General features: G+C 71.6%; 13 protein-coding genes. 9 read left to right on the plus strand and 4 right to left on the minus strand.

Annotation, left to right across the window (positions count from 1 at the left end; genetic code table 11):
• Window positions 1-40: 40 nt before the first annotated feature.
• The 5 genes from AB0K82_RS02835 to AB0K82_RS02855 all read left to right on the plus strand — a co-directional run bounded on the left by AB0K82_RS02835 (window position 41) and on the right by AB0K82_RS02855 (window position 4,391).
• A complete protein-coding gene (locus AB0K82_RS02835) occupies window positions 41-697 on the plus strand; it encodes a hypothetical protein (protein ID WP_364391939.1) in 657 nt (218 codons plus the stop codon).
• A 220-nt stretch (window positions 698-917) separates the two neighbouring features.
• On the plus strand, window positions 918-1,652 hold the full coding sequence (locus AB0K82_RS02840; RefSeq protein WP_364391941.1) for an SCO family protein: 735 nt from the start codon (window positions 918-920) through the stop codon (window positions 1,650-1,652).
• A complete protein-coding gene (locus tag AB0K82_RS02845) occupies window positions 1,649-2,101 on the plus strand; it encodes a copper chaperone PCu(A)C (protein ID WP_364391943.1) in 453 nt (150 codons plus the stop codon). Before AB0K82_RS02840 ends, AB0K82_RS02845 begins: the two co-directional genes overlap by 4 nt.
• Entirely contained in the window at window positions 2,098-3,342 is a 1,245-nt protein-coding gene (locus tag AB0K82_RS02850) for a Dyp-type peroxidase (RefSeq protein ID WP_364391945.1), read from the plus strand. The genes AB0K82_RS02845 and AB0K82_RS02850 overlap by 4 nt, the downstream gene beginning before the upstream one ends.
• Window positions 3,342-4,391 carry a cytochrome c oxidase assembly protein gene (locus AB0K82_RS02855; RefSeq protein ID WP_364391947.1) on the plus strand — a complete coding sequence of 350 codons (1,050 nt, stop codon included), beginning with the start codon at window positions 3,342-3,344 and terminating at the stop codon, window positions 4,389-4,391. The genes AB0K82_RS02850 and AB0K82_RS02855 overlap by 1 nt, the downstream gene beginning before the upstream one ends.
• A 232-nt stretch (window positions 4,392-4,623) precedes the next feature.
• Here AB0K82_RS02855 and AB0K82_RS02860 read toward each other — a convergent pair whose 3' ends face one another.
• Entirely contained in the window at window positions 4,624-5,184 is a 561-nt protein-coding gene (locus AB0K82_RS02860) for a TetR family transcriptional regulator (protein WP_364391949.1), read from the minus strand.
• A 37-nt stretch (window positions 5,185-5,221) separates the two neighbouring features.
• Here AB0K82_RS02860 and AB0K82_RS02865 point away from each other — a divergent pair, with 37 nt between their 5' ends.
• The gene (locus tag AB0K82_RS02865; protein WP_364391952.1) at window positions 5,222-6,265 is read left to right on the plus strand and encodes an epoxide hydrolase family protein; all 1,044 of its coding nucleotides are present in this window, start codon (window positions 5,222-5,224) and stop codon (window positions 6,263-6,265) included.
• 28 nt (window positions 6,266-6,293) lie between these two features.
• Here AB0K82_RS02865 and AB0K82_RS02870 read toward each other — a convergent pair whose 3' ends face one another.
• Complete coding sequence (locus AB0K82_RS02870; RefSeq protein ID WP_364391954.1) at window positions 6,294-6,605, minus strand: hypothetical protein; 312 nt, start codon at window positions 6,603-6,605, stop codon at window positions 6,294-6,296.
• Between the two features lie 350 nt (window positions 6,606-6,955).
• On the opposite strand from AB0K82_RS02870, the gene AB0K82_RS02875 reads away from it, so the two are divergent.
• Window positions 6,956-7,495 (plus strand): CHAP domain-containing protein, encoded by a 540-nt coding sequence (locus AB0K82_RS02875; RefSeq protein ID WP_364391957.1) that lies wholly within the window; start codon window positions 6,956-6,958, stop codon window positions 7,493-7,495.
• Window positions 7,496-7,587: 92 nt separating this feature from the next.
• Complete coding sequence (locus AB0K82_RS02880; protein ID WP_364391958.1) at window positions 7,588-9,087, plus strand: hypothetical protein; 1,500 nt, start codon at window positions 7,588-7,590, stop codon at window positions 9,085-9,087.
• A 63-nt stretch (window positions 9,088-9,150) separates the two neighbouring features.
• Here the strand turns inward: AB0K82_RS02880 and AB0K82_RS02885 are convergent, their stop codons facing one another.
• Window positions 9,151-9,591, minus strand: a complete 441-nt coding sequence (locus tag AB0K82_RS02885; protein WP_364391959.1) for a MarR family transcriptional regulator — start codon at window positions 9,589-9,591, stop codon at window positions 9,151-9,153.
• A 162-nt stretch (window positions 9,592-9,753) separates the two neighbouring features.
• Here AB0K82_RS02885 and AB0K82_RS02890 point away from each other — a divergent pair, with 162 nt between their 5' ends.
• Window positions 9,754-11,238 (plus strand): MFS transporter, encoded by a 1,485-nt coding sequence (locus tag AB0K82_RS02890; protein ID WP_364391960.1) that lies wholly within the window; start codon window positions 9,754-9,756, stop codon window positions 11,236-11,238.
• Between the two features lie 598 nt (window positions 11,239-11,836).
• On the opposite strand, the gene AB0K82_RS02895 is transcribed toward AB0K82_RS02890, so the two are convergent.
• Window positions 11,837-12,721 (minus strand): phosphotransferase, encoded by an 885-nt coding sequence (locus AB0K82_RS02895; protein ID WP_364391962.1) that lies wholly within the window; start codon window positions 12,719-12,721, stop codon window positions 11,837-11,839.
• Window positions 12,722-12,758: the final 37 nt, after the last annotated feature.

Consider the following 12,758-nt stretch of genomic DNA (forward strand, 5'->3'; position numbering starts at 1 on the left):
GTGCGGTCGATGTACTACGGCTTGTAGTTATTGTGAAGTCGTGCGCCCTCCAGCATGGTTCCGTCTGATGCGCGCCGGGGTCTTCGCCGCGGTGTGCGTCATGCTGTCCGTGGCGGCGCACGGGCTGATGCATCCGCGGCCGCTGCCCGCGTACGCCGGCGCGGGCGCCTTCGCGGTGCTGACCGGCGTCGGGTACTTCCTGGCCGACCGGCGGCGATCGGTGTGGTGGCTCCTGCTCGCGGTCGAGGTCGTCCAGGGCGGCCTGCACCTGTGGTTCAGCGCGGTCTCGGCCGGACCCGCCGCGGAGTGGGACACCTCGCGGACGCACATGCCGGGCATGCACCACCTCGCTCCCGGACCCGGCCGGTCGGCCACGGCCCACGGCGGCTGGGGAATGCTGATCGCGCACCTCTTGGCCGGTGTGCTGGTCGCGGTCTGGCTGTCGGCCGGTGAGCGGGCCGCGTGGCGCGCGCTCACCGCGATGACCCGGCTGCTGCTCGCCCCCGCCCTCCGGGTGCTCGCCCTGCTCCTGGGCGTCTCGATCACCCCGCGGCCCGGCGGAGCGCAGGCCGGCGACGGCTCTCGAACGGGCCCACGGCCGCAGATCGGCGCCCTGCGTCACACCGTGGTGCGCCGGGGGCCGCCCGCGTACGAGCGTCGTGAACCCACCCGTCTCGCTGTGACCGCGGCGGGTTGACGCCGGCTTGGAGATCGCTCGGAGGCGGAACACGCAGCCGACATCGGCCGAGGCCGGGGATCGAACCCACCGATCCGGACCGCCTGAGCGGCGTTCCGGACCTGCCGTTCCGGACCGCTTGAGCGGTGTTCCGGGCCTGCCGTTCCGGGCCGCCTGAGCGGCGTTCCGGGTCCGCCGTGGTCCCAGAGCCGATCTCGTCCGCCCTTCCCGAGGACCTGTCATGCCGTTTTCTGCCTTCACCCGGCGCAGTGCGCGACCGCGCCGCGCCAACGCCCGTACCCGACCCTTCGCCCGTCCCTCCCGGCTGATCGCCGCGTCCCTCGTCCTGGCCGCGGCGGCCACCGGGTGCGCCGGAGCGTCGGGCGACCGGTCGTCACCGCCGGTCCGGATCTCCACACCCGCCTCCGACCTGCACGCCGCGACGCTCGGCACCGCGCTGCGCGAGCCCGACGTGACCCTCACCGGCGTCTCCGGGGCGCCCGTGAACCTGAAGGAGGCCACCAAGGGCAAGCTGACCTTGGTGTACTTCGGCTACACCCACTGCCCCGACGTGTGCCCGACCACGATGGCCGACCTCGCCGGCGCGCTGCGGCTCCTCACCCCCGCGCAGCAGGCCCGCATCGCCGTCGTGTTCATCAGCACGGACCCGTGGCGGGACACCCCGAAGGTCCTGCGGTCCTGGCTGGCCTCCTTCAACTCGTCCTTCATCGGCCTGACCGGCGACTACGCCAAGATCCAGGCGGCGGCGAAGTCGGTGGGGATCGCCATCGAACAGCCCAAGCGGACCGGCGCGGACTACGAGGTCGGCCACGGCGCGGAGGTGCTGCCGTTCGGGACCGACCACCTCGCCCACGTCGTGTGGACGGCGGGCGTGTCCTCCCGCGACTTCGCCGCGGACCTGACCAAGTTGCTGGCCCGCATGCCGGCCGCGACCGCCCAGGGCGGCGGGGCGTGACCGCCGGTCCACGCGCCGCGGCGTTCCTGCTGCTGACGGCCGTCACGGTGGCCGCCTGCTCGTCGGAGCCCGGCGGGCCCCGGCTGAAGGTCACCGGCGCGTACGTGCCCCGGCCGGCCTCACCGGACGTCGCCGCCGCGTACTTCACCGTCACCGACTCCGGGGACACCGGCGACGAGCTCACCGGCGTCACCGCGGACGTCTCCGCCGAGGCGATGATGCACCAGAGCACCGGGCAGACGATGCGGATGGTCGACCGGGTGCCCGTCCCCGCCCACGGACGCCTGACGTTCGCGCCCGGCGGGTACCACGTGATGCTCGAGCACCCGGTGCGGACGCTGCGGGAGGGCGACCACGTACGGCTCACGCTGCGGTTCCGCCGGTCCCCGTCGATCACCGTCGAGGCTCCGGTCGAGCCGGTGGGCCACCGGCCGGAGGCGGCGCGGTGACGGGCTCACCCGACCGGCCCGGCAACGTCGGCGCGGACCGTACGGTGAGCCGGCGCCGGCTGCTCACGGTGACCTCGCTGGTCGGCGCCGCCGCCGCGGCCACCGTGGGCGCCGGCGCCGCCGCGGCGGTCGCGGGGGAGCCCGCCCGGGAACGGGGCGAGCGCCGGATCCCGTTCGACGGCGACCACCAGGCCGGCATCCTCGCCCCGTACGCGGCGCACGGCTGGTTCGCCGCCTTCGACGTCGAGCCGAAGGTGCGCGCGGCCGGCCTGACCGCCCTGCTGCGTGCCTGGACCGACGCGGCCAGGCGGCTGACCGCCGGCCGGCCGGCGCCCGGCGATGACGCGATGACGACCGGCTACGGGCCCGCCTCGCTGACCGTCACGGTCGGGTTCGGCGCGTCCCTGCTCCGCCGCCTCGGCGCGCCGGTGCCCGCCGCGCTCGCCCCGCTGCCGTCGTTCCCCCGGGACGAGATCGACGAGGGACGCAGCGGCGGTGACCTCGGCGTCCTCTTCACCGCCGACGACGCGATCGTCGTCGCGCACGCCCTGCGGACCTTCACCCGGCTGGCGCGAGGGGCCGCGCACGTTCGCTGGCAGATGAGCGGGTTCAGCACGAGCGACGGTGTGGTGACCGGCCGGGCCGCCACCCCGCGCAACCTCATGGGCCAGCTCGACGGCAGCGGGAACCCCCGGCCGGGCGACGCCGGGTTCGACCGGAACATCTTCGTGGGCCCGGCCGGCGACCCGGCGTGGATGCGCGGCGGCAGCTACCTGGTCTTCCGCCGCATCCGCATGCTGCTCGACGAGTGGGACACGCTCTCCCGGAGCCGGCAGGAGCAGATCGTCGGGCGGCGGAAGGACACCGGGGCGCCCCTGTCGGGCGGGTCGGAGTTCACGCCGCTCGACCTGGCCGCGCAGCATCCCGACGGCGGGCTCGCCATCGGGCCCGGCGCCCACGTACGGCAGGCGGCTCCGGAGTCGAACGACGGCGCCGTCATCCTGCGCAAGGGGTTCTCCTACTTCGACGGCGTGCTACCGGACGGGAGTCCGGACGCGGGACTCCTGTTCATGGCGTTCCAGTCCGACCCCGGAATGGGCTTCACCCGGATCCAGCAGCGTCTCGCGCTCGCCGACGACCTCAGCCGGTTCATCCGGCACACCTCCAGCGCCCTGTTCGCGGTCCCGCGCGGCTGCCGGCCGGGGCGCCACCTCGGCCAGGACCTCATGGAGTCACTCTGATGAACGGCATGAACGGCATGCACGACATGCTGGCGCCCCTCACGTGGGCGCGAGCCCTGACCACCTGGCGGTTCGCGCCCGTCACCGCCGTCCTCGTGGCGGCGGCCCTGGCCCTCTACCTCACCGGGGTGCTCGCGGCACGGCGGAACGGCAGGGCGTGGCCCGTGGCCCGTACCGCGGCGTTCACCGCCAGCCTGGCCGTGGCCGTCGCCGCCCTCATGGGCAGTCCCGCCGTGTACGGCGACGGGGGACTGTTCTGGGTGCACATGATCCAGCACCTCATGCTGATCATGGTGGTGCCGTGGCTGCTGTGCCTGGGGCACCCGCTGAGCCTGCTGCGGGCGGCCACCCGTGGCCGCGCCCACGAGCGCGTCGAGCGGATCCGCGAGTCGAAGGCCGCGGCGTTCCTGACCTCACCGCTCACCGGACTCGTCGTCTACGCGGGCGTGCTGTTCGGTGTGCACCTGTCGGGGTTCATGGACGCGATGATGAGCTCGCCCGCCCTGATGGCGCTCGAGCACGTGCTGTACGTCGGCGGCGGGTACCTCTACTTCTCCCAGTTGCTGACCCAGGACGCGCCGCCCCGCGAGCTGTCCTACCCACTGCGGTTGTTCGCCCTGTTCATGGGCATGTCGGCCGACACGATCGTCGGCATCGTCCTGCTGCAGGCGACCGAACCGCCCTTCCCCGCGTACGCCCGGATGCACCCGTCCTGGGGACCGGGCCCGCTCGCCGACATCCACGGCGGCGGCGCGGCCATGTGGATCGGCGGCGACGGCCTGATGTTCGTCATGACGATCATCGTGATGTGCCGCTGGCTGTTCGACCGGTCCCCGGAGGCGGCCAAGGCGGGCCGGTTCTTCGAGTCCGTCCGGCAGGCCACCCTCGCCGCCACCGGAGACGAGGCCGCGCCCGGTACGGGCGAGGCCGACCGGGCCCGCCTGCGGGCCAGCGCGGACGTCGACGAGGACGACGCGGCCCTCCAGGCGTACAACGCGCTCCTGTCCCGGCTCAACGCCCCGGAGGCCGGCCGGCCGCGTACGGGATGAGGCGCGACTCAGGACCGCCGTAGCGCGGCGGCCGCCGAACCGGCGAGGCCGGTCGCCATCGAGCACAGCCTCGTGGTGGAGGGGCTCCCCTCCACCACGAGGTACACCATCTCGATCATTCACCGGTCGTCGTTGTCGGGGTGGTCCCGGTAGAGACCCGGACCAGGCAGGTGTCGTTCTCGTCTCCGTGCGGCGTGATGAAGGCGCGGTAGCCACTGAGCGTCGTCACGCGTCACCCGTCGGCGAGGCGCTGGATGGTGGCGCTCAGCCAGGCCTGGAGCTGAGCGGGGTCGCCGAGTTCGGAACGCAGGACCCGGCGGCGGGTCGAGACGCCGAGCACGAAGGCGTCGATCGCCGCGGCTCGGCTGTGGGCGTCCGCGTCGTCCAGGCCGCTGTCGCGCAGGTAGCGGCGCAGCGGCTCCAGCGAGTTGGTGTCGAGGAAGGCGGCCAGCGCCTCCGCCGCCTCCGGGCGTTCGCCGGACGCGCGTTGCAGCACGAGCAGCGGATCCTCCCCGGGTGCGCCGAACCAGCGCTGGACGATGCTCGCCGCGAGGCGCGAACCCAGCGTGGAACGGTCGCCGTCGAAGGAGGTCGACACCGGGATCTCCACCCGGGTCGCCGCCAGGAACAGGCCGTCCTTGCCGCCGAAATAGCGCGTGATGAGGTTGGGCGACACGCCTGCGGCGTCGGCCACGCCTTTGACGGTGCTCGCCGCGTATCCGTGCCGGGCGAACTGGCTGCGCGCGTGTTCCAGGATCCGCTGCCTGGTGGCGGCCGCGTTGCGCGAGGGCATGTGTACGAGCATACACATCATGTGTACGCTGATACACATGAACGAGGACCTGCGGGAACGACTCCGGCGGACGCGGCGCGTCACGACCCCGTGGATTGACGACGGGACGCGCGGCATCAGCGGCACTCGCCTCGGCGAACTGCTCGAACGCTGGGCGAACGGGTACGACTGGGGCGTTCACGAGCGCCGCATCGGTGAGTTCCCCTGGGTGACGGTTCAGGCGGGCGACACCGACCTGCGTGTGATCCACCAGCGGTCCGCGGATCCCGGCGCTCCGGTCGTCGTGCTGCTGCATGGCTGGCCGGACTCGGTGTTGCGCTTCGAACGCGTCCTGCCTCTGCTCGCGGACCTGCATGTGGTGGTTCCCGCTCTGCCGGGCTTCCCGTTCGCGGCCCCGCTCACCAGTCCCGGTATGTCGGTCAACCGGATCGCCGGGATCGTCGCGGCCGCTCTCGAAGAGCTCGGTTACCCCAGGTACACGGTGTCCGGCGGCGACGTGGGTGGCGCCGTCGCGGAGATCCTCGCGGCCGAGCACCCGGACAGGGTGGCCGCCCTGCACCTCACGAACATCGCCCCGCAGCGTGCGCTCACGGCGGACCCGGCGAAGCTCGCGCCCGACGCGGCGGCCTACCTCGGCCGGGCGGCGCAGTGGTTCCGGACCGAGGGCGGGTACATCGCGGAGCAGTCGACGCGGCCGAACACGCTCGCCGTCGCCCTCGGCGACTCACCCGCCGGCCTCGCGGCGTGGATCGTCGAGAAACTGGAATCCTGGTCCGACGAGGCCGCCTTCACCACGGACGAGCTCCTCACCTGGGTCACCGCCTACTGGATCACCGGCACGATCGGCACCTCTTTCGCCACCTATGCCGAACCGGTCGCCCTCCCCGATCACCGGATCGACACGCCGACCGTGCTCTCGGTGTTCCCACGCGACATCAAGCCGGAGCCGCGAAGCTACGCCGAGGCGTTCCTGAACGTTCGCGATCACGTGGAACACCGTGCCGGAGGCCACTTCGCCGCATGGGAGCAGCCCGAGGCCTACGCCGGCGACGTACGCCGCGCGGTCGAGCTGGGCGGCTGAAGGCCGAGATCAACGCAGGAGACAGGGGCTAGATGACGACCCTGCGCGAGATGACGCCGTGGCCCACCTTGTGGTGCTCCCACAGCTCGAAGTGCTCGCCGGGCGTCAGGAACTCCATCGCCTCTTCGTCGGTCACCGTCAGGGTGACCAGGTGATAGGTGTCGCCCGGCCGTAGCGGCTCCTGATCCTCCGTGGAGACCATCGCGTTGAAGGACCGGAGCCGTTCCGGCTCGTGCTGATGGGCGCGTACGGCGAGCGGCCGGGTCGGGCTCTCCCGATCCCATTCCTCTTCGGCGGACGGATCGATGGTGACGAGCGCCCGGAACTTGAGCGACCTCATGGCCTCACCCCCCTAACCCGGCGTTCCCCGGAAATCCGGCCGATATCAGTGCCCGGTTCCACGACCGATCTCAGGAGTCACATCGATAACAGCGGTTTCATTTTCCTCTTTGTTATGGCGAGAAACAGGGTTCACCGATATCGCGGTCGGGCTTGCTATCTTGCAATATGCGTTTTGGCGTGCCGGGTGCGGCGCGCCATTCGTCGGCCAAGGCGCCCGCGGACGGACGAACCGTGTCGCCTGAGGTGGAAGCCGCAAGGAGTTATCCCGTGTCCCCAGCCCCTCGATGCGGACGCATCCCTTTCCGAGGACGTCTCGTCAACCCTCTCGCAGGCGTCGCGGCGGTCGCCATGGCCGTGATCATTCTGCTCGCGGCGGTCCTGATCGGCCTTCGGCTGCACAGGTCGGCCACCGCCGACGACGCGCTGAAGGTCGCCCTGTCCCAGGTCGGCACCACCGAGAACGCCGCCGGCGGCAGCAAGTTCAACCAGTGGTTCATGGCCTCGCCGTACGCCAAGGCCGGGGTGGCGCGCGACGGCGGGTCGATCAGTGACTACGCCAATGCGTCCTGGTGCGACATGTTCGTCACCTGGGTCGGCGCCAAGGCGGGCGTCAAGGGCATCGGCGGCGACGCGTTCACCCCCGCGCACGCCAGGTGGTTCAAGGATCAGGGCCGTTGGGGCGACGTTCCCAAGCCCGGCGCCGTCGTGTTCTTCTCCTGGAACGGCGGCAAGGACACCGGCAGCATCGACCACGTCGGCCTGGTCATCAAGGACGACCACGACGGCACGATCCAGACCGTCGAGGGAAACACCGACGACGCCGTGAAGATCCGGACCCGCAGCAAGGACTACGTCGTCGGCTACGGCTACCCGCAGTACGGCCACTAGCCGTGTACGCCCCAAGGTAAACCGGTTCTTAACTCAAAGCGTCCCCTCTCTGCCGCGCGTTCTCTCCGCCGCGGCGGTTCTTAGGAGGCTCTTTGAGAACTGGTGTCACGCGTGCCCTGGCGGTGTCCGCCATCACGGCGATCGGAGCCGGGCTGGCCGGCGTCGCCCACGCGTCTCCCCTCCCCAGGGCGGCAGCGCCCCTCAAGGTCGTCCGGCCGTACGACTTCAACGGCGACGGCTATCCCGATCTCGCGCTCGGCAACCCTTACGGCACGGTCAGCGGCCACGCCGGCGCCGGCTTCGTCACCATCGTGTACGGCTCATCGGCCGGCCTGAACACGGGCAAGAAGCAGGTCTTCAGCCAGAACAGCAGCGGGGTGCCCGGCGCCGCCGAGGCCGGCGACCACTTCGGCTACTCGGTCGCGTCGCTGGACTACGATCACGACGGCTACGCCGATCTCCTCATCGGAGCGCCCGACGAGGACACCTCCGCGGGCGCGAACGCCGGCTCGGAGACGATCCTCTGGGGCTCGAAGTCCGGGCTCACCGGATCGGGTTCGGACGCGATCTCCGAGCCGTCGGGGTACGCCGGGGCGAATCACCGCTTCGGGTACGCGCTGGCGGCGGGCGACCTCGACGGCGACGGCGACACCGACTGGGTCGACACGGCTCCCGGCGACGGCTACTTCTGGACCTACAGCTCCGCCTCGACGACCGCGCAGGTCAAGGCGCAGCGCTTCAGCCCGTCCGGCAGGCCGCACCAGGTCCAAGCGGGGAAGAAGGGCGCCGCCTCCGCGGCGGCGGCGCGCAGCTTCACCGCGCTGATCCCGGCCATCGGCGACGTCAACGGCGACAACAAGGCCGAGCTGGCCCTGGGCTGGATCGCCACCGCCGCCCCCACGTCCGGCTTCGATCTGTGGAACTTCACGACGACGGACATCTCGCTCGCCGGCTCGGCCACCACCCGGGTGGACAGCCTCGCCGTGGCCGACTTCGACGGCGACGGTTACGCGGACATCGCCACGGGCGGCGCCGACGAGAGCGCCGGCAAGGGCGGCCACGTCACCGTCTACAAGGGCGACGCGAACGCCACCCTGTCGAGCACCACCACGATCACCCAGAGCACCTCGGGCGTGCCGGGCGCGGCGGTGGCCGGCGACCGGTTCGGCTACTCGCTGTCGGCGGGCGACGTGAACAAGGACGGCAAGTACGACCTCGCGGTCGGCGTGCCGTACCGCACCGTCAGCTCTCAGGCGCACGCCGGCGAGGCGGTCGTGTTGTACGGCTCCGCGTCCGGGCTCACCGGCACCGGCGCGCAGGCCGTGTCGCAGAGCTTCCCCGGCGTGCCCGGCGCCGCGGAGAAGAACGACGCGTTCGGCTGGACGGTCACCATGCTGAACGTCAACACCGACGGCTACGCCGACCTGATCGCCGGCGCGCCGAAGGAGAACGGCACCGACGGCGCGGTGAGCCTGCTGAAGGGCACCGCGAGCGGTGTCACCGGAACGGGCTCGGCGACCATCGGGGCCTCGACCCTCGGAGTGGGCGGCAAGGACGCGCAGGTGGGCGTCCGCCTCGGCCGCGTCGGCTGACCCATGCGGTGAACGGACCGGCCGCCGGACTCCCGGCGGCCGGTCCGGCGTTTCGGGCCCCGCTCAGGGTCGGGGCCAGGGACGGCCGCTGAGGCGTTCGATGCCGGTGTTGAAGCGGCGGAGGTACGCGGCGAAGGCGGCGATGTCCTCGTCCGACCAGTCCGACATGACCTTGTCCAGGCCGCCGACGAGGCTCTCGCGCTCCTCGTTGAGCATCTGCTCGCCCTTGTCGGTGATGCGGAACTTGCGGGCCATGCCGCCTTCGGGGTCGGGGATGCGTTCCACCAGGCCGGCGCGCATGGCCGCGGTGGTCTGTCGTTGCAGGGTCGAGAAATCGAGCCCGAAGGCGTCGCTCAGCTGACTGATCGACATCGGCCCCTGCACACGGATGCGGCTGAGCAGGACGTAGGCGCTGCGGTCCAGCGCGCCGGCGCGGTGCTGGCGGAGCCCGTGCCGGCTGAGCAGCATCTGCTCGTACTCGACGTCGTATGTGGGCCTGCTCATCTGCCTCCGCTCCTGGTCCATGCCCCGGCCGCTCGGCGCGCCACCTCCGGAGAGCGGCCCGTCACCATCCTCTCACAGTGACTTGCGCCATACACATCGTGTGTATCATGCAAGCCATGTGCATGATGCACATCGATGACGAGTGAACTTTGAGGAGCCCCCTTGGACGCCTCCCAGCCCGCGGGCCGCCCCGCGGTCGATACCCACGCGGCCCACGCGGGCGGCGTGGTCACCACGCTGGCCCTGGCCGGCATCACGGCAGCGATCATGCAGACGCTGGTCACGCCGCTCATCCAGGACCTGCCGAAGATCCTGCACACCACCTCCTCGAACGCCGCATGGGTGATCACTGTCACGCTGCTGGCGGGGGCCGTCTGCGTGCCGGTCTTCGGCCGCCTGGGCGACCTGGTGGGCAAGCGCCCGATGCTCCTGGTGTGCTCGGTGCCGCTGGTCGCGGGCTCGGTGGTGTGCGCGCTGTCCTCCTCGGTCGTCCCGATGATCGTCGGGCGCGGCCTCCAGGGCATGGGCATGGGCATGGTGCCGCTCGGCATCGCGCTGCTGCGCGACGTGGTCCCGCGCGAGAAGCTCAGCTCCTCCATCGCGCTGGTCAGCGCGTCCATGGGGATCGGCGGCGGTCTGGGCCTGCCGATCGCCGCCGCCGTCGCCGAGTACGCCAGTTGGCGCGTGCTGTTCTGGGCCTCGGCCGCGCTGGCCGCGCTCGTCGCGATCCTGATCTGGTTCCTGATCCCGAACGTGCCGGCCGGCGCCAAGGGTCAGCACTTCGACGCCCCCGGCGCCATCGGACTCGGCATCGGGCTGGTCTGCCTGCTGCTGGCGGTCTCCAAGGGCGCCGACTGGGGCTGGACGTCCGGCACCACCCTCGGCCTGTTCGCCGCCGCCGTCGTGGTCCTGCTCGCCTGGGGGGTGTGGGAGGTGCGCAGCCGGGAGCCGCTCGTCGACCTGCGCACGACGGCCCGCCCCCGGGTGCTGCTCACGAACCTGGCCTCGATCTTCGTCGGCTTCGGCATGTACGCGTCGATGCTGGTCGTGCCGCAGTTGCTGCAGTTCCCGAAGGCCACCGGCTACGGTCTGGGCCAGTCGATGCTCGCGGCCGGTCTGTGGCTGGCGCCCGGCGGCATCATGATGATGATCGTGTCCCCGCTGGGCGGAAAGCTCACGAACGCCCGTGGTCCCAAGTTCACCCTGATCAGCGGCGTCCTCGTGCTGGCCATCGGGTACGGCGTGTCGCTCCTGCTGATGGGCTCGGCCTGGAGCCTCATGCTCGCCATGATGATCATCAACAGCGGTGTCGGCCTCGCGTACGGCGCGATGCCCGCCCTGATCATGAGCTCGGTCCCGCTCAACGAGACCGCCGCGGCCAACGGCTTCAACACCCTCATGCGGTCGCTGGGCACCTCGGTCGGCGCCGCCGTGATGGGCGTGGTCCTGTCCCAGCTGACCGTCACCATGGGCGGCTACACCTTCACCTCCGAGAACGGGTTCCGCGGCGGCCTGGCGATCGGCGGTGGCGTCGCCCTCGTGGCCGCGCTCGTCGCCGCCGCCATCCCGGCCGCCCGCACCGCCGGCCCTCGGCACGCGGCCCCCGACACGGTGACCGACCGCCGCCCAGCCGAGATCGACAACTGAATCCGTGACCTCCACGCGCGAACCGCTCGAGCCTGCGGTTCGCGCGCGGACGCATACCGGCACACAGGGTGCGCCGTGCGCTCGCCTCCCGAGGAGATCAGGTCAGCGCGGCGGCCGGCAGGCGGCGGATCGCAGTGGCGCGGGACTCCTCGTCCAGGGCGTGCGCGGTGGATCACGTGCTGGTCGGTCTGTGTTGGCGAGGGGCGCGTGCCGCGCCGGCCGGGTGGGGCGTCGTTTCTGGTGGTGTCCACTCAGAGGAGACGATTCTCCGCTGGGTAGACACCGGTGAAAGAAGCCGGGCGACCCAGGTTCGCGATCTGTGGAGATCGTCCGTTATCTCCTTGGCGCGGTCGTGCGGGGCCTTGCCGGATGCTCGGCAAAGGCTCTACCCATGGTGCGGACATGCGGGCTTTGTCCCCGTCTTGGACCGCGGTCGCCGAGCGTTCGGTACGCCGTGGGCGGCCATCGCGGGCGGGGCGATGCCGCCATCGCCGCGCGGGCCCGATGCCCGAGCCAGGGCCGATCGAAGTCGTCGGCCTTGTCGGCGGCGGCCTCAGCCGATTCCGCCGGTGGGGCGGGTTCTTCGGCGAGTTCGGAGTCAGGCCGCCTCGACGCGGTGTCGTGCCCATACCCGGGCGACAGCGGTCAGCTGCGCCGAGTGCGGCCGGGCCGCCGCCGACCGCGTCTTGTGCGCCCACAGGCCCAGCACCGTGGCCGCGAATGCCGTCACCGCGGTCGTCGGCGCCTCCCGCCAGGCGGGAATCTGGGACGCCCACGACTCGGCGCTCCCGGGCGAATGGCCGGCGGCCATCAGCCTGATCACCATGAACGCCGGGTCCACCCACGCCGCGCCCCGCGATGCCCATGCCCAGTCGATGACCGTCACCTCTCCGTCCTCGATGAGGAAGTTCCCCGGCTGTAGGTCGGTGTGCAGCAGCGCATTCCCGTCGACCAGCTCGTGCGCCGCCGCCTCCATCTCGACGAGCCGCGGCAGGTGCTCGGCCTCCCATGGGTCCAGATCGGGCGGAGGGGCCTGGGCGTACTGCCGCCACACCGGCAGGCGGGACCAGCGCGCCGAGATACTGCGATTCGGCACAGCGGACGAGGGCAACCGCTGGAACGCCGCCACCGTCTCCGCAACGGGCGCCAGGTCGTCCGAGTCAGGCGAGAGATCCGGGTGCCGTCCGGCGGCGTGCTCGAAGCCGAGCATCAGCCATCCGTCGACCTCCAGATGCCACAGCAGCCGCGGCGCCAGGCCGCGGGGCAGCAGAGGGTTCACGGCCGCCTCGTTGCGGTGCATCCACGCCGCCGCGTTGTCGGCTCGGATTCCCTTGCAGAACACCCGGCCGTGCTGCAGCTGAAGCGTGGCAGAGAACTCCGAACTGCATCCCATCTCGGGTATCTCCGCCTTGAGCACCAGCCCGCACTGCTGCTCGACGGCCGTGCGGACGCTTTGCGGCAGGGCGTCCCATTCGTGTCTCATGACCGTTCCTCGCTGAATAGGGGCGACCCCAGGTCGC

This window comes from Actinoallomurus sp. NPDC052274, from assembly GCF_040679475.1.
Lineage (GTDB): Bacteria > Actinomycetota > Actinomycetes > Streptosporangiales > Streptosporangiaceae > Actinoallomurus > Actinoallomurus liliacearum.

Bases quoted from the DNA above. Each gene is read 5' to 3' on its own strand.
- AB0K82_RS02840 (WP_364391941.1), top strand. From the start codon at position 918: ATGCCGTTTTCTGCCTTCACCCGGCGCAGTGCGCGACCGCGCCGCGCC.
- AB0K82_RS02855 (WP_364391947.1), top strand. From the start codon at position 3,342: ATGAACGGCATGAACGGCATGCACGACATGCTGGCGCCCCTCACGTGG.
- AB0K82_RS02860 (WP_364391949.1), bottom strand. From the start codon at position 5,184: ATGCCCTCGCGCAACGCGGCCGCCACCAGGCAGCGGATCCTGGAACAC.
- AB0K82_RS02865 (WP_364391952.1), top strand. From the start codon at position 5,222: ATGAACGAGGACCTGCGGGAACGACTCCGGCGGACGCGGCGCGTCACG.
- AB0K82_RS02870 (WP_364391954.1), bottom strand. From the start codon at position 6,605: ATGAGGTCGCTCAAGTTCCGGGCGCTCGTCACCATCGATCCGTCCGCC.
- AB0K82_RS02875 (WP_364391957.1), top strand. From the start codon at position 6,956: ATGGCCGTGATCATTCTGCTCGCGGCGGTCCTGATCGGCCTTCGGCTG.
- AB0K82_RS02885 (WP_364391959.1), bottom strand. From the start codon at position 9,591: ATGAGCAGGCCCACATACGACGTCGAGTACGAGCAGATGCTGCTCAGC.
- AB0K82_RS02895 (WP_364391962.1), bottom strand. From the start codon at position 12,721: ATGAGACACGAATGGGACGCCCTGCCGCAAAGCGTCCGCACGGCCGTC.